12 protein-coding genes are annotated in these 16,658 nt (G+C 68.8%); 2 read left to right on the forward strand and 10 right to left on the reverse strand.

Going from position 1 to position 16,658, the window contains the following annotated elements:
- Window positions 1-96: 96 nt before the first annotated feature.
- From ACGF5C_RS33500 to ACGF5C_RS33540, 9 genes are all read right to left on the reverse strand, one after another.
- Complete coding sequence (locus ACGF5C_RS33500) at window positions 97-2,154, reverse strand: MFS transporter (protein ID WP_393308230.1); 2,058 nt, start codon at window positions 2,152-2,154, stop codon at window positions 97-99.
- Window positions 2,151-2,951, reverse strand: a complete 801-nt coding sequence (locus tag ACGF5C_RS33505; RefSeq protein WP_393308232.1) for a phosphotransferase — start codon at window positions 2,949-2,951, stop codon at window positions 2,151-2,153. The genes ACGF5C_RS33500 and ACGF5C_RS33505 overlap by 4 nt, the downstream gene beginning before the upstream one ends.
- A gap of 226 nt (window positions 2,952-3,177) precedes the next feature.
- Complete coding sequence (locus ACGF5C_RS33510; RefSeq protein ID WP_393308234.1) at window positions 3,178-3,807, reverse strand: AAA family ATPase; 630 nt, start codon at window positions 3,805-3,807, stop codon at window positions 3,178-3,180.
- On the reverse strand, window positions 3,804-4,928 hold the full coding sequence (fxlM, locus tag ACGF5C_RS33515; RefSeq protein WP_393308236.1) for a methyltransferase, FxLD system: 1,125 nt from the start codon (window positions 4,926-4,928) through the stop codon (window positions 3,804-3,806). The genes ACGF5C_RS33510 and fxlM (ACGF5C_RS33515) overlap by 4 nt, the downstream gene beginning before the upstream one ends.
- A gap of 402 nt (window positions 4,929-5,330) precedes the next feature.
- Window positions 5,331-6,428 (reverse strand): hypothetical protein, encoded by a 1,098-nt coding sequence (locus tag ACGF5C_RS33520; RefSeq protein WP_393308238.1) that lies wholly within the window; start codon window positions 6,426-6,428, stop codon window positions 5,331-5,333.
- A 134-nt stretch (window positions 6,429-6,562) separates the two neighbouring features.
- Window positions 6,563-8,644, reverse strand: coding sequence for a methyltransferase, FxLD system (gene fxlM, locus ACGF5C_RS33525; RefSeq protein ID WP_393308240.1), 2,082 nt, complete (start codon window positions 8,642-8,644; stop codon window positions 6,563-6,565).
- Window positions 8,645-8,658: 14 nt separating this feature from the next.
- A complete protein-coding gene (locus ACGF5C_RS33530; protein ID WP_393308242.1) occupies window positions 8,659-9,918 on the reverse strand; it encodes a lanthionine synthetase C family protein in 1,260 nt (419 codons plus the stop codon).
- Window positions 9,915-12,941 (reverse strand): lantibiotic dehydratase, encoded by a 3,027-nt coding sequence (locus ACGF5C_RS33535; protein WP_393308244.1) that lies wholly within the window; start codon window positions 12,939-12,941, stop codon window positions 9,915-9,917. Before ACGF5C_RS33535 ends, ACGF5C_RS33530 begins: the two co-directional genes overlap by 4 nt.
- A 108-nt stretch (window positions 12,942-13,049) precedes the next feature.
- A complete protein-coding gene (locus tag ACGF5C_RS33540; protein WP_393308246.1) occupies window positions 13,050-13,184 on the reverse strand; it encodes an FxLD family lanthipeptide in 135 nt (44 codons plus the stop codon).
- Between the two features lie 366 nt (window positions 13,185-13,550).
- On the opposite strand from ACGF5C_RS33540, the gene ACGF5C_RS33545 reads away from it, so the two are divergent.
- Window positions 13,551-14,795, forward strand: coding sequence for a hypothetical protein (locus ACGF5C_RS33545; protein WP_393308248.1), 1,245 nt, complete (start codon window positions 13,551-13,553; stop codon window positions 14,793-14,795).
- Window positions 14,795-15,709: a bifunctional diaminohydroxyphosphoribosylaminopyrimidine deaminase/5-amino-6-(5-phosphoribosylamino)uracil reductase RibD gene (locus ACGF5C_RS33550; protein WP_393308250.1), complete on the forward strand. Its 915-nt coding sequence runs from the start codon at window positions 14,795-14,797 to the stop codon at window positions 15,707-15,709. Before ACGF5C_RS33545 ends, ACGF5C_RS33550 begins: the two co-directional genes overlap by 1 nt.
- Window positions 15,710-15,775: 66 nt before the next feature.
- Here ACGF5C_RS33550 and ACGF5C_RS33555 read toward each other — a convergent pair whose 3' ends face one another.
- Entirely contained in the window at window positions 15,776-16,492 is a 717-nt protein-coding gene (locus tag ACGF5C_RS33555; protein ID WP_393308252.1) for a creatininase family protein, read from the reverse strand.
- Window positions 16,493-16,658: the final 166 nt, after the last annotated feature.

Here is a 16,658-nt window from a genome sequence, read left to right on the forward strand (position 1 = left end):
TCTTAGAGTGACCACCCTCTATACCGGAGCTCCGCTGCTTCGTCTCTACGACACGCTTGACAGCCCACCACACCGCCTAACTGAACGGCGTTGTGGCTAGAACAGGCGGGGCTGCGCGTCGGTGAGGCACGCGTCGGGGGTCATCGGGATACCGGCTCGTCGGATGAGCTGCGCCAGGCACGGCGGTGTGTCCCACAGACGGGCAGCGAGTTCTGGCAGCAAGAGGACGGCTGCGGTGGCGTCCCAGAGAGCCCGGTGTGGCCGGCTACCGACCGCGGCCGCGTCGACGCGGGTTTTTAGGCCAAGTCGGTCGATGACGGTGGTGAGGCTGTGCCCGGCCCCGGGGGCGATTGCTCGCGACAGCCGCAGGGTGTCCAGGAGGCCGGCTGGGCGCAGCTGGGGCAGCTGTCGCCGCAGCAGGCGCCAGTCGACGGCCACGTGGTGGCCGATGAGGTACCGGCCGGTAACGCGGTCGACCACGTCACGTTCGAGGTCGGCGAGGTTCGGCGCCGCGCGTAGGGCGGTGCCGCTCACGCCGGGTGGTAGCCGGGTCCTGTGGTCCAGTGGGCGGGCGGGGTTGACCAGTGTGGCGAGGGCGGCGCCTGGTTGAGGCGTGCCGCCATGCAGGGGGACGAGGGCGAGTTCGAGGATTGCCTCCTTGTCCCGGTCTTGACCTCCGGTGCCTTCGAGGTCGATGCCGACCAGGGCGGCGTTGGTCCAGCAGGTCGCTGTGTCGCTCATCGGTGGTTCTCGTTCCGGTGAGATCGGTCGGCTGTCGGTGGTGCTCCCGGTCGTGCACCCCGCCTGCGCGGGGGCGGTGACTGCGGTCGGCTGGTGCGCGGCGGGTGCTCGCTCGTCGTAGGCGTGGGGCGGCGCGTCGGCCTGGTCGAGTCTGTCGTGAGCTTGCCGCCAGGGCAGGAACGCCACGCTGGTGAGGGTGAGCGCGGTGGTTGCGGTGATGGCGGTACGGGCATCGGTGGCGGCGACGATGATGCCCGCGGGCAGGACGAAGACTGGCTGGGTCAGCTTCGAGGTGATCGACCAGGCCGTGATCACCCGGAACATTCGCCGCGCGGTCGTGTGGTTCGCGGGGTAGCTGGCGAAGACGGGGTTGAACGAGCCGGCGAAGAACCACAACGGTGTCTCCGCGATCACGATCACGATCAGCCCTGAGATGCCGGGAGGGGCGGCGGGGATGAGTCCCATCCACAGGGCGCGGGCTGCTCCGGTGGCCAGCAGGACCGGCCGGAGACTGTAGCGGCGCACCAGTGGTCCGGCGGTGAGGGAGCCGAGGATGCCGCCGAGGCAGGGCAGCCCGAACGCCAGGCCGTACTGCCACGGCGGCAGGTGCAGGTCGCGGAGCATGAACACCGCGACGACGGGCGCGGCGGCCATGATGCCGCCGCCGAAGATCACCGCATTGACCAGCAGCGCACGCAGCCCAGCATGACCGAGGATGTACCGCCAGCCCTCGACGGCATCCCGCGCCCGGCTTGCCCTCGCGGGCCGCGCCGGTGGCGGCAGTTCCGGACCGCGCAGGCGGTGCACCGCGACGGCGGACAGCAGGAAGCTACCGGCGTCCACGACGATGGACGCGGTGGCGCCGAGCCACGACACCAGGACACCGCCAGTGGGCGGGCCGGCACTGTGGGCCATCCACTGCGACGTCTCGAACCGCCCATAGACGACGACCCGATGCTCGGCGGGCACCAGATCCCGCAGGTGGGCACCGCTGGCAGCGGCGAGCACGATGCCGCCCGCCGTCTGCGCCACGGCGACCACGCACAACTGCCCGTAGCTGAGCCGACCGAGCAGCGCGGCGGCGGGAACACTGGCCAGGGCGGCGAACCGCAGAACGTCCGCACCGATCATGACCGGCCGTCTGGGGCGGAACTCCACCCACGGCCCCAGCGGCAAAGCGACGGCAGCGCTGGCGACACTGGACACCACCGCGAGCAGAGATACCTGCAGCGCAGAGCAGTCCAGCAGCAGAACCGCGATTAGCGGCAGGGCGCCGGCGCCGACGGGGGAGCCCAACTCACTGACCGAGTACGCCTGCCACAGCCGGCACACATCGGCGTTCCACGCCCGTGCCGCCCGGCCACCGACCAGCCGCCGGAGGGCCGCTGGTTCGCGCTCGCGGCCTGCGATCATCGGCCCAGACGGTGTAGGTCATGGCGTGCTCGGTGCAGGGTGCGCCGCAGGCCGGCGAGGCGTCGCGTGGGCACGACGGCGGCTGGCAGGCTGGTGTGGATGCGCAACTCCCGACACGCCAGCAGGACCACGTTGACAGCGAAAGCCACGGTGAAGCCACCGCGGTGCACTCGGTCGGTGACGGCGGCGTTGAGGGTAGGGCTGGCGGCGCCGACGATGCGCAGGAGCGCCAGGTCGTAGCCGGGCAGGTAACGGCCAGCGTGTTCGAAGTCGACCAGGCCGCAGTGCTCGCCGTCGAGGAGCACGTTCGCCGGCAGCGGATCACCGTGGGCGGTGACCCGAACCGGGCCGAGCCGCTGGACGAGGTTGTGCAACGCAGGGCGATCGTCGTCGTCGATCAGCGTGGCGACGTGTTCGGCGTCGATACGGCCGTGATAGTCGACCGGTTCCGGCAGGCCCGGTGTTGGTGTCCAGGAGGCGAATGTGTCGAGGGTGTCCAGGACCAGCCCTGCGGTTGACGCGCTGATGTCGCCGGTGAGGTGACGGTGGTCGTGCAGACGCTGCCCGGAAAGCTGCGTCAGGACGGTGAGACGGTCGTCTACCCACAGAACCTGCGGCACGCCCACCGGTGGCGGCTGATCGGCGAACAGCTCATACACACGCAGTTCGTGGTGGCGCCGGCCCACCCAGTACGGGTCGCCGGTCGTCAACAGCTTCACGATCACCGGCCGGCCGTCGTGGCGTCCCGTAGCGACGACGACCTTGTCGGTGCGGTGCACGACCCGGTCGATGCCCACCCCCGCAGTGCCGGCGTTGGCGACCAACATCGCGAACTGATCGGCCGCCGCATCTGCTGCGGCGTCCGTGCTAACCCCGGCTGGCGGGTCGGGTCTGATCATCGGACGGCCGGGATCAGGGTGGAGTCTCGGCGCACGTGGGGTCCTCCTTGGCACCGTCCGCCGTGCAGCGAATTCGGGTGGCCTCTGATGGTCGAGGTTCGAGGGTGAGATGCCGCGCGGCGGGTTAGTGAGTCGTGGCGGTGGTTGTGTCGTCGGCTATGCGGGCGCAGTGCCGGCAGCGGCGTGGGCAGGGCGTTTGCGGTGCGGCGGTGGTGAGGCCGCTGGCGTGCAGGATGGTGGTGACTGTCTGTTCGAAGGTGCTGGTTTCGGGGATGACGGTTTCGGCGGGGACGTTGAGCAGGTCGCGGTGGGTGTACCAGCGGCGCATCTCGTCGGGGGTGACGGGGATGGGCTCGGCCCGGGTGAGGTGGCGGCGGACGGTTTCGTCGAAGGGGACGTCCAGGTAGAACACGGCGGCCGGTCCGGGATGACCGTCGATGAGTTGGTGCAGGACGGTGGCGTAGCGTTCGGTGTGCAGGATGCCTTCGAGGATGACGTGGTAGCCCAGGTCGAGGGCGGTGCGGGCGGTCTCGGCGATGAACGTCGGGGCGACTGGTTGGATGTGGGCGCTGTCGTGTTCCCTGAGCAGGGTTCTGCGCAGGTAGTCCTGCTCGAGCAGGGCGCAGCCGCGCCCGTAGCGACGCCGAGCCTCGCGGGCGGCCGTGGTCTTTCCACTTGCCGAGTTGCCGCGCACGATCACGAGGGCCGGGAGCTGCGGGGAGAACCGTTCGGTGCGCGACGGGTCGGCGGTCATCGCGGCTTCCCCGTGGCGGGCCAGGTGACGGTAATCGTGGCGTGGCGGCGGGTTACGAGCAGCTGGGGTCGGTCGGGCGTGGGCGGGTGTGTTCCGGTGGGGTGCACGGTGATCGTTGGGCCGGAGCCGTGCCGGTGGTCGTGGTCCCAGACCGTGATGAGGTTGAGCATGTCGGCGGTGAGGGTGTCGGCATCGGGGCCGAAGCCGTGGGTGCCGAATTGCCAGGTGGTGTCGTCGAGCTTCCGCATGGCGAGGTGGGCGAAGCTGTCGTGGGTGAGCAGGGTTGGGCAGACGAACCGGTCTTGAGGGTCGACCAGGCCGGCGGTGCGTTCGCGGTCGACGGCGAGAGCGCCGAAGGGTCGGGGCTGGCTGGCCAGCCACAGGTGCAGCGACTCGAAGGAAGAGCCTTCCTGCATCGTGATGGTGACCGGCGACCAGGCGGCCAGCCGCGGCGAGTGCAGCGCCGAGGCGAGTGCGTCCAGGCTCACCTTGGTGGTGGTGTCGTCCAGGGTCAAGACGACGTCGTCGCCGCGTAGGGCTAGACGGCGGGTGGGACTGCGTCCGTTGCCCTGCATCGGCACGAACCCGCATTGCAGTGCCGTGGTGGCGAGAAGATGGTCCTCGTGGCGTCGTAGGGTGAGGCACCGGGTCATGTTTCGCATCCGCAGCGGCACGATGAGAACACCCTCCGGGGCGAGTTGGTCGAGCCAGGCCGGTGGAAGGTCCGGTATCTCCACGGTGACGATGATGGCGTCATACGGGGCGCTGGGCTGGTGTCCGTACTCGCCGTCGCCGTGCACCACCGTCACCTGCCGGTAGCCGGCACGGTCCAAGCCGGTGCGGGCGCGGTCGATGACGTCGGAATCAATGTCGACGGTGACGACCGTGCCGTCCGGGCCGACGACGTCGGCGATCAGCGCGGCGTTGTAGCCGCCGGAACCGACTTCAAGGACCCGGGCGCCGGGCCGCAGCCTGGCTTGCTCCAGCATGTAGGCCTGCAGCCACGGCGCGGAGATCGAACTCGTCGCGCGCCCGTTCGGGCCACGTCTGGTGATGACGACGTCGTCGGCGTACGCGGCGTCGATGCTGATGCCGTCGGTCGCGAACAGATGTCGCGGCACCCGGCGAAACGCTGCCTCCACCGCTGGTGAGGTGATCCTCCCTCGGTGAGAAGCTGGTCGACGAGCCGGGCGCGGGCCTCATCGGCAGAGACGGTGTCGAGCGTGAAACCAGCCATGATTTGACCTCCGTGAGCGGGCATCATTGGGGATGCAGAGGTACCGGGGCGACAATACTGGGCATGTGTGACAAAATGCGCCTGCCTGGTGCCGCCTCGTGCGGAGGCCCCGGCCTCTCCACCGTCGTCCTACCGAGGAGACCGTGCGCGGCTGGCTGCCAACACGAGCCTTACTGTCGTGCAGGGCGTGAAGTCGACAAGGAACTTCGGCATTCTGTGATCTGCCTCGAATTTCAATAGCGCCCTGGCTATATGTGTACGTTAGCGGTCTACCTGGAAAAAAGATTCAACGGCTGGTTTGGTTACTGCGTATCACGGTTGCGGACAGGTTGAGTGCCGACGAGAGGGTGCGGTGGGCCGATTTCGGAAGTTGTCCAATGCCGAGGCCGCTTGCGCTGATCATCTGCCTTAGCATTCCGTGGTGTTCGGGGCTAGTGGTTGGGTGGTTGAGGAGTTCACGCGCCGCGTTGGCGTCCTGTTCCTGGATTACCTCTGTGGTCAGACGATCGATCGGGCCGGCTGCAACGGTTGTGGAAAGGTTGGGGGAAAGGTCGAGGGTGGTGAGGATTAGTCGGGTGCGAAATACCGAGAGTCCGGAACCTAGCGCCATGTTTGATGCTCGGTCGATCAATTCTAGGTGGCCGGCTTGGCTTCGATCGCCGAGGATGGATGTGCTCCAGATGTATAGGAGATCGCGTACCAGTTCCTCCCACGGGTGCTCGATCGTGGTCCCGTTGAGGACGGCGGTAGCTGCGGGGGTGTTGCGTTGGATGAGGTGGGTCACGACGGCGACCTGTCTCCCGTCGCGCAGAGTGGCCCCGATCCCGTCGTAGCGTTGGACATGCGTCATGGCGTCGGTCCATCGGCCGGTGATGGCGAGGGCGCGGGTTCCATCGGAGAGCAGGACGTTACGGAGCCAGTTGGCGATCTGTTCGCGTTCCTCGGCCTCCGCGGGGAGCTGTCGAGGCTGTATCTCCAATCGGCCAATGACGATGGGGTGGCTGTTGACGACCGCACGGTAGAGGTCGGTGAGCAGCCGGTGTGCACTTTCTCCGTCGCCGGCACGAATCTGAAGGCGGGCGAGATTGACGACTGGTTCGAGGGCAAACCGGGCGGTGTATCCGTTGAGGGGGGCGCGGCTGAGGTAGAGGTTCGCGTGACGGTGGCACCAGAGTTCGGCGAGTTCTGCGTCTGCGCAATCGGAGGCGACGAGAGCGGCTCCGTTGAACACCATGGACGCCTTCTCCGGGTCGTGTTCGCGGTGGGCGGTCTCGGCGAGCCCGGCGAGTCGCGTCACCCGTGCGTCGAGCGGTTTGGCGGGCGGGCGTTTGCGGGCGACGAGGGGGAATCGGGTGGCGATGGTAGGGGCGAGGGACAGGGGCATGGGTGTCCTCATCTGCTGCGGAAGGCCGTGCCGTGGGCGACGAGGTGTGCGGTTGGCTGTGGTGGTGTTCTGCATGCCGGCCGCGCTCGAGCCGGGGACGCCGGGGCGGGGGGCACCGCCCCGGCGGTGCGCGGTCAGAAGGAGATCGTGAGGACCGTGTCGGGTCGGCTGATGTCGCCGGTCTGGACCGGTCGGGTTCCGGCGCGGTGGGCGGTGACGGTGGGCTGATTGGGGCGGCCCGCCTCGTCCCACTGGTCGAGCAGGTCGGTCAGTTCCGCGGCGAGCTTGTCGGCCTCGGGTCCGTTGGCGATGGCGCCGAGTTCGTGGTGGCCGTCGCCGGTCTCTTGGAAGGCGAGGTAGGCGATGGTGCCGCCGTGGTAGATGGCGGCTCCGGCCCATCGGTAGGCGGGGGTGAGCAGTCCGCTGGTGCGGGCGGTGTCGCCGACGCGGAGGCGGCCGAACGGCTTGCTGGCGTTGACGAGGAGCCACAGGTCGAGGTGGCCGATGGGGTCGTCGTCGGTGACTTGGATGCCGGTCCAGCGTTCGTACCGAGGGTGGTTGAGGGTGCGGGCGAGGGCAGCGCTGTCGGGTTGGTCGGTGGCATCGAGTTTGAGGACCACGTCGGTGTCGAGGCGGACGTGCTGGTCGGTGTGCTCGGCGGTGCCGCGCATGGGCACGAATCCGCAGACCAGCGGTGTCGTGGTGCTGACCAGTGTCGTGGGGACGGTGCGGTCGAAGGCGAAGCATCGGGTCAGGCCGCTCTCGTGCACACGCAGGGGTACGACGATGCGGCCGTGATCGGCGAGTTGGTCCCACCAGGCAGCGGAGATGTCCCACGCGCCGGCGGTGACAATGACACGGTCGTACGGGGCGGACTCGGGGTGGCCGAGGGCTCCGTCGCCGCAGATCACCTCGACGGTGTCGTAGCCGGCGCGGTCGAGGCCAGCGCGGGCACCGTCGGCGAGGTCCTGGTCGAGTTCGATGGTGACGACCGTGCCGCCGGGGTTGGTCAGTTCGGCGAGGAGGGCGGCGTTGATGCCGGTGGCCGCGCCGATTTCCAGGACGTGGTCCCCGGGTTGTGGGTCGAGTTGTTCGAGCATGTCCGCGACGAGGCTGGGGCTTGATGCCGACGACAGCGCGGCGCCGTTGGGGTCGCGTTTGGTGACGATCTGGCGGCGGGTGTAGACGGTTTCCAGGTCGACGCCGGGGAGGAACTGTTCGCGGGGCACCGTCCGAAATGCCTGCTCGACGGAGTCGGAGCGGATGTGGCCCCGCTGTTTGAGGGTGGTGACGAGCTGTTCGCGCAGCGCGGCTGCGTTGGAGCCTTCAGATTCGGTTTGGGAGGTGTTCACCGCTTTTACCCTACTGTCGGTCGTCCCGGCGGGGTGGTTGCCGGGTGGGATGTTGGACGTGTGGAAGGTGACGTGCACGGCGGCTGTGGCCAGGAGCCAGGTATCGGTGGCGGAGATGCCGAGCCGGTTGAACAGGAACATGATGTGGTGGGTCAGCACTCCGCGTAGGTCGCGGGTCAGTGTTCCGTGCCGGTCGAGGAATCCGAGGTCTTGACCCGCCCGCTCGTGAGCCCTCGACCATTGAGGGGTCGCGCTCAAGGGGCTGCGCGGCGCGTCGTCGCTGGCGGTGAGGAGGCGCTGCACGGCGGCGATCAGCCCGGGGCTTGGCGCGGGCGCGTGTGGTTGGTGCCGGCGCGTGGCGAGGTGTCGCCAGACATCGCCTTGTTCGGAGAATTCCAGTCCGGCGGCGCGCATAAGGCGGGTGGCGAGCAGGACGCCGAGTTCGCGTCGGTGGTCGCCGCCGGCGGCGAGATGGTCGAGGATGTGGCGGCTGTCGGCGTGGAAGAGGGTGTGGGCGATCGTCATGGCGTGGTCGCCGCCGAAGGCGTACGCCTCGGGCCGGTAGATGGGCTCGGCGATGTCGCGGATGCGGTCGTCGGCGGTGATGTCGGCGAGCAGGGCGTAGATCGGAGCGAGCCGGCCGCCAGGGAGTAGCCGCAGCCGCCACGTCTCGGTCTTGCGGATGAACCAGAACGCGGCGATCACGCTGTCGTCCTCGGCGGCGGCGAGCGCGGGGGCGAGCCGGGTTGCGGCGTATTCCTCGGCGGTCTGCCAGTTCGTGAAGGTCAGGTTGACCTGGCGCCATCGGCTGACCGACCCGACGCCTGGTGGTGGCTCGGTGTCGGGTTCTGGATCGAGGTCCATGACGCTCTCCTCGTCTAGTTGATTAGCAGGCTCGTGGACCAGTGGATGTCGGTGCCGGTAGTGAAGGTGTGCAGGGTGAGGGCGATGCCGGCGGGGCCTGAGATCAGGCCGGATGGCGCGGGGGTGGGGTTGGTGGCGTGCTGGATTAGCAGGCGCATCAGGTGGGGCACGGCGGCGGGCAGGCTGGTGTCGCGGGCGTCGGCGGCGGCGTACCAGAGTGTGGCGGCGAGTCCTGCCCAGCCGTGGCACAGCGACGGGTCGATGATCCGGCGGAGCTGGACGGGGTCGGCCAGGCAGCGGGCCAGCGCATCTTCTGCCGCCTGCTGCCGGGCGGGGTCGCCGAGGGCGATCCCGGCGAGCTGCTGGGCGCGGGCGATACCCGGGGTGCCGTAGCACCAGGACGGCCGCGCCGGTCCGCTCACGGCGGGCTGCCCGGCGTGCAACTCCGCGACGGTGATCTTCTCGGGCCACCACGGGCCGGCCGGGCTCGCCTGCTGCCACCTGTCCAGCCACGAGCAGATCCGGCCGATCGCCTCGGTCTGTCCCGGCACCCGGATGTTGCGTCGCATGGCCAGAGCCAGCAGGGCCAGGGGGCCGGTGATGCCGTGCGCCATGCCGAAGTTGGCATGTCCGCCCCGCTCAGGTCCCTCGTCGTCGGGTGGGTCCGCGCTCCACCAACCCGGCGCGAGCCGGCCTGCTTCGTCGTCGGCGTCGACCGGCTCGGTGAGCCGCACCAGGTACGCCAGCACCCGGCGCAGCAGGTCGCCGTCCGGGAAGCGGCGTAGCAGGTGGGCTCCCAGGCCGGTCAGCCCGCGGACGAGGTCGAACTCCGACAGCAGGGGCCGGGCGCCTACCGCGAGGCGTGCTTCGGCAGCAGCCAGTCGACGCCCGGCAAGGTCCGCGACCGCGTGATCCAGGGCGTCCAGGGCAGCCGGTCGGGCGTGCGGCATGGCTGTGGTCAGCGCGTGGGTGACAGCGGGTGCACCGAACCACAGCCCCGCTCCGGTGCCGTTGTTCAGCGTCTCCGCGCTCGCGCGGCGCAGCCACGCACGGACCGGTTCCCATCCACCGTGCCCCGTCTGCGCACGCACGCCGTGCAGGATCGCCACGCCGGCGGCCCCTTTGGACAGCGACTGGCCGTACCAGCGCGTGCTCCGCGGCCCGTAGTCGACACCGGAGGGTCGCGTCGGCGGCTGCGTCAGGGTGTCGGTGATGCAGGAGGCCATCGTCTCGGCCGCTCGTAGCAGCGGTGTGGCAAGCGGGGTGATGGTCATCGGCCAGCTCCTGTGGTGCGGACACGGCGACGGACCGTCGCCAGCGCGATGTGGCGGGCGAGCCGGTACGTGACCTGCTCGGCAGCGTCGTCCGGGCCGTGCGCGCGAACGAAGTGCAGATGCATCAGCGACGTGAGCACCGCTGTCGGAGTCAGCGGGCCGCCGGAGGCGGACAACGCATCGGCGTACCGGGCGGCGGCCCTCGATCGTTCCTGCCAGGCGCGCTGAACGGGCTCAGGCACCGACGTCGGATCGAGGGTGATCGCCTGGCGCAGGATGCCTTGGTCGATCGGTGCTCGCCCGGGGTGTTCCGGCCGGGCGACAAGCCACTCGCATCCGTCGGTGCGGCTGCCGAGCATCGCGGTGGCCAGGTCGAGCATGCTCGCGGCGGTCAGCGCCTGCTGGTCGAGCCGGGATTCGTCGCGTGTCGCCATCTGGGCCACGGCGGCGCGGGAGTCTGCGGCGAACAGCTCCTCGGCGGCGGACATGGCCGGGCCGGCGCCGTACCGGCCGGTCTCGGGCCGGTAGGTGTCCAGGTGCAGATCACCGGCGAGTCCCTGCCGGCGAAGCGCGGCAGCCCACCGGCCGACTCTGACCGCCGCGTCACCGTAGTCGTCGGTGTGCAGCCGAAGCCGCAGGTGGGAGAACGGGCGGCGCAGGCGGATGAACCACCACATCGGTGGCTCGGGCCAGTCGGTGAACAGTGCCGGCAGCCCTCGCCGCAACACCAACTCCACCATCGACGGCTCGGCAGCGAGCGATCCAGACAGCAACCCGCTCTCTCCCGGAAGAACCGGGTCAGCCGGCGCAGGAGGCGGCCACGAGCCTCGGGCAGCGACTGCGGCTGGAGCTGCGGCCGGAGCGGCGGTGGAGGCGACCGGTACGACGATCTCGTGCGCGCGGCCGGACAGCCATCCGAAGTCCTCCAGCCCCGCCGCCTCGACGACGGTGACCGCCGCGTCGCTGTTGGCGTCCAGGTGGGCGCGCAACAGCGACCGGTCCATGGCCTGATCGAGGTCGAGCCGCAGCCGCTGGTCGCCGCTGCCGACCTGCACCCACCTCGGCAGCCGCCGCCTCTCCCGCAGCGCCTCCCACGCCGCCGACCATTCCCCGTCGCTCGCGTCGGCGCCGGGCAGCCGCGCCGGGTCGATCCGCCACCGCGCCGCGGAAAGGAGAACCCGGCCGTACCGCACGGCGGGCCGAAACGGCAGACAGGACGCCGCGCCCCAGTCGAACGGCTTGAGCCGAGCGTCCAAGGCTCGCGGCAGCTCGACGAGGAACCGGGCGAGCAGCGGCATGGTGTGCACGGCGGCGGCGTGCGCCACGGTGGGCTCGACCACCCGCCGCCGCGACATCGACACCAGGACTAGCCGATCGCCGCCGGCAGCCACGCCGAGATCATCGAGGTTAACCACGTTCTCGGCAACCGGGCGGTGCTCGGCCATGCTCACCAGCCACGGAACGACCTGCGGGGAACTGAGCACATTCTGGGCACGCAGCTTGCGCGGCGGAAAGCTCACCTGCGCCAGCATGGCCCCTTCCACGGTGACCGGAAGGCGGGCGAACTTCCCGCGCATCAACTCCCGCTCGGCATACGGCAGCACGTCGAGGAAGCGCCCACTCGTCGCCATCGCCGACCGGCCCATACCCGTCACCGCGACCAGGAACCGGCCTTCCTCCAGCGCGCGCAACGACACCGCGCGCACCTCTGCCGACACGTCGACATGCGGACTGACAAGGCCCTCGGCGTGATCTGGGCCGGCAAGCGCCCGCACGGCCGCATCATCGAGGACCACCTCACGGACACCGTCGATCGCCGCCTGCTGCGCCAACGCCAACAAGCGCTCATCCCGACCGGACAGCGGCGCCACCGCCGGGTAATCGGCACCGTCGAAGTGCTGCGGGTAGCCCAGACCGGTGACCGGATCGACCACCTGGGCAAGCGGCACCACCGCCGCCATCCCGTACCGATCGACAAACCGAGCATGGTAGGCGCGCCACTCCGGCCGCCCCGTCGGATGCGGCGTCAAACTCCGCAGCACCTCCACCGCTGCGACGACCTCCGTGGCGACCTGATGCGGCACGACGACCTGATCTCCGAGCCGAAGATCCACCGCCAACGGCTGCCGACACACCGCCAACTTCCGCATCCGAGCAGCCAGCTCACGCACGTCCGTCGCCCGGCCTGCGATGGCACCGAGACGACCGTGCAACGCCCGAAGTTCCTCAACCGCCTGCCCACCGGGTTCGGTATGAGAGATGGCGTCAAGCCGGTCCAGGACATGCTTGACCGGGTCTGTGCAGGTAGACGGCGGCCGTAGAGCAGAGATCAACACACCCTGATCAACCAGGGAGGCAACCAGCGCCTCAGCCGACGCACGTGGAAACTCCGGATAGCCGGCGGCGATCTTGTCGACCAGCTCAGCCCACAGCGCCGGCCCGCAGGCCAGCGACATCGCCAGCCGCACCGCCTCGGTACGCCTCACCGAAGAGATCCCGTCGGCGGACACGGAGGCATGGGGCCGGCACTCCACGACGATACGAAGCCCAGACACCCACGCCAGGTTGTTCGCCTGGACGTACAAGCCGCGGCGTACGTCCGGATCGGCTTCAAGCCGCGCGATCAGCGATGCGAGCCATTCCGCGTCCGGCCGTACACGGATCGCTGACCGCTCTGACGGCGTCACCGCGGCTAGGGTGTCGAAGCGCAGCGTCGCCACTCCCGAGAACAACCCGAACGGCGTTGCCCGGCCCCGCGCGCGGACCAGGTACCGCGCCAACGCCAACGCCATCCGCCACACTTGGCCAGCGTCGAACGTTCCGCCAGCGAGAGCCATCTCGACACGGTCGGCGAATTCGGGGCTCGCCACCCAGACCGCTTCCGCCAGGCCGACCTGACGCCAGGTCGCCCGAAGCCAGGCCTCGACACCGGCAGAGTCATGCCAGTGCGACCAGGGCAGTCCATGGTCCGGCCAGACGCGAGCTGCGATGCGAACGGTGGCGGCATCAACCGTACGAAACATGACGCCCTCCAGCCGTCGATGAGTCTTCGTGCGAGGAATTGCCTTCGTGCGGCACCGGTTCCGGCGGGCGATCGGGCTCCGCCCACCGGAACCGACCGGAACGTCGGACTAGCAGTCGCTACCCCTCACGGTGTCGCAGCCGTCGTCCGTGTCCCCCAGCAGCGCGGCGGCGACCGGACCCTCCGTGACGATCTCCACGTCGAGCTCGAACGGGTCACCGGTGACGGCGAGCAGGTTGTCCATGACTGGTCCCTCCACGAGACGTCGATGGGTGGGCAGGCAGCCCTTGGCAGCTACCAGCCCGTCGGCTACTTCGCGTTTCTCTGTAGTCGGCGTCGGGCAACGGAAGCTGCCGCTGCCGGCCGAGCAGCGAAGCTTGCCTCCCGTGACTTCCGCAAACAGGCTCTGAAGCGGCTGGCTGCCGCCCTAGAGCCTTACCGACTACTCATCACACGATCACTCACGGCGAACAGTGCGGGAATACCGACTTGCGGTCCGACTTCGCGGTGATCCGCATCGCCGCGCGGCGCGACAGCGTAAGGGCTGGAGGCTCCAGACAACCAGTGGCATAGTCGGCAGGGGTCGGCATGCTGGGAAGAGGGGAAGTCGGTGCCTCGTCATCCGGACACCACCATCAGCCCGAACAGCGTGCTCAGTGCTGCCCGGCATCGTCTGCCCTCGCCGATGCGACCGGACCAGTGCATGTCCCGCAGCGAACTGGCCGAGGCGATCAACGCGGCGCTCGACCGAATTTGCTCGGGCCGTGACGTCGCCGCCCATTACGTCGACTTCCGTTGGGTTGGCAAGCTGGAGCGTGGCGAGCATCGCTGGCCCAGCGAAGCGCGGCGAGCAGCGCTGCGTCAGGTACTTGGCGCCGCCACCGATGCCGATCTCGATCTCTACAGCCCTCGACGAAGTGATGCAATATGCGCCGTCGATGAGACGGCCGAGCCTCGACCAGGAAGTTGGGACGAGGTCATCTACCTGCTGCGTGAACAGTGGCACCTCCTGGTTCAGAACGACAAGATGTTCGGCCCCGAGTACGCGCTGCTGGGAGTCACCAGACAACTGGCGGCGATCGAGAACCTTCCGAACAAGGCGCCCCAGGCGCTACGCCCGGCCGTCATCCGCCTCGCCGCCCAGTACGCCGAATCCGCGGCCTGGCTTCACCAATCCCTCAACGACCACGCCGCAGGCCACCGACGGACACAACAGGCACTCGCCTGGGCAGGGCAAATCACTGACCCGACCATGACCGCCTGGGCCACCTACCGCAGCAGCCAGCAATGGTTGACCAGCGGATACCCCGGCCAGGCCGTCGAGCAGGCCGAAGCGGCACTGCTCCACGACCAGAAGCTCCCCGGACCAATGCGGGCGGCGCTGCGCGTCCAGCACGCGCACTCCCTCGCCGCCACCGGCGAGCACCACACGGCGATGCGCCTGCTTGACGCTGCGCACCGCTGGGCAGCGGACCGCCACCCGGGAAAGCCAGAAGGCGAGCACGGCTCCTACTGCACCAGTGGCTACATTGAAGTGCACCGCGGGGCATGTCTTCGACTGGCACAGAGGCCCCAGGAGGCAATCGGCGTAATCGACGAAGCTCTTCCTGCGATTCCGCGCCGGCATCGCCAGGACTTCGCGTCCGCCCTGCTGGACAAAGCGATGGCCCACGCCGCAGCGAACCAACCCGACCAGGCAGCGGCGACGGCACGCCACGCTTTGCCGATCGCGCGTCAGGCGGGATCACGACGACTCCTGCAACAGTTGGCACACCTCGGCACCGCAGTCAACGGACATCAGCAACTGCCAGAGGTCCGCGCCTTCCTCGACGAACTCAAGGAGACCACTATCTGATGGCATCCGACGTCGAGCTGGCCGCGATGCGACAGGCGATCGCCCTGTCGTCATTCGGCCTAGGTACCGCAAGCCCCAACCCGCCCGTCGGCTGCGTCATCCTCGATCGCCACGGTGTCGCTGTCGGTGCCGGCTACCACCGACGCAAAGGAGAAGCCCACGCCGAGGTCAACGCACTCAAAGCAGCCGGCGCGGCAGCGCGAGGCGGCACCGCCGTCGTCACGCTCGAACCCTGCAACCACACCGGCGTTACTCCGGCCTGCCGCCAGGAGCTCATCAACGCCGGCATCACCCGGGTCGTCATCAGCGTTATCGATCCGACGTCCCGAGGCGACGGAGGCGCCGCCGTGCTCGCCGCCCACGGCATCGACGTGGAAACTAACGTGCTCCCCAACGAGACCCTCACCGTCCTCGGCCCCTGGCTCACCGCCACCCGTCGCCGTCGCCCCCACCTGACCTGGGCCTACGCGCTGAACAACAAGGACAGCGGCCACATCAACGATCAACTTGCAGCGGATCTGCGCAGCAGGGCAGACCTCATGCTCAGCGGGAAGGCACTTGAGGAGGGCACCCCAGGTGGCCATGCCCCCGAACATTTCACGCTGCCAGGCGACCCAAGCGGCGATCTCCATCAGTGGATCTCCACCTGCTACGCCGCAGGGTCGCGCGTCATTCTCGCCATCGGAGCTGATTCCAATGGACTCCACGACAATCTTGACTGCGTCGATGAGATCGTGGTCGCCGTTGGAAAGGCCCCGCCGACGAGCGGCCTCGCGGCAGCCACCGTAGACCTCACACCGGCGGGTTTCGAGTTGGCCGACATCTCGCCCAGCAGCACGGGTATGCGTATTCGCCTTCGCCGGCCTGAGCCTTTAGATGCGCAAGCCGGTATCCCGCAGATAGGCATCCGTTGATGCCCGTCCGGTTAGAGCGACTATCGTCAGCCATTCATCCGAGGCTCGTCCGCCATTCCCGTTTCGTCACCTCTGCTTGAGCAGAACGGCGAGATGGTCGTCGAATGACTGCGCAAGGCTAGCCAGCAGGGCTTGGCCCTTGGCTGCCGTGCCCGCCGAGGGCCGGCCGATGACCCCAGCCTCTGTATACGCGCTCATCCCATGAACTAGCAGCATTGCTCGGTCGTCTGCGGCGTGGTCGCCAGCGACGAAGCCTTTCCCGACTGCTTGAGGTAATACATGCAGCAGGATGGACACTTCCAACTCGCCGGCGTGCATGTCGTGATGGCCGTCGCTGTCCAAGCGTGCGTCGTGGCGGGCCGTGGCCCAGTCAGTAGGGGTGGGAAACAGCGTCATCGAGCCCGGCTTCTTGGCGTTCGCGGTCTGCACGATGTTGGACAGCACGTAGTTGCCGCCGTGGCCGTTGACGATGGCCAGCCTGGTGACTCCGCTCGCGGCGAGCGAGGCCCGGACATCTTCGACGATCGCCGAGAGGGTTTGATGACTGATGCTGACAGTGCCGGCCCAGCCGGCGTGCTCGTGCGAGCACGACACCGTGATCGGCGGCAGCACCAGGACGCTGTGTCGTCGCGCGATGGCCGTGGCTATTGAGCTGGCGACGATCGTGTCGGTGGTCAGCGGCAGGAACGAACCGTGCTGCTCGAAGCTGCCGACGGGTAGGACGGCCACCTCAGGTGCGCTCGCGGCGACACCGGTGCTGGTGGTAAGCGGCAGTGAATCCACTACTTCGCCGCGGCCCTCAGCTTACATCGCCGCCCGGTAAGGCATCGGCATGTTCACGCCCCTGTCTAGCCCCAACGCCGTTCAGTTAGGCGGACGGTTTGGGTGTCAAGGGTCGGGGCTGATGATGTTGATGCTGGTCGTGGCTTTATAGCTGTGTCGGTCGATG

Source organism: Micromonospora sp. NPDC047620 (assembly GCF_043205005.1).
Lineage (GTDB): Bacteria > Actinomycetota > Actinomycetes > Mycobacteriales > Micromonosporaceae > Micromonospora.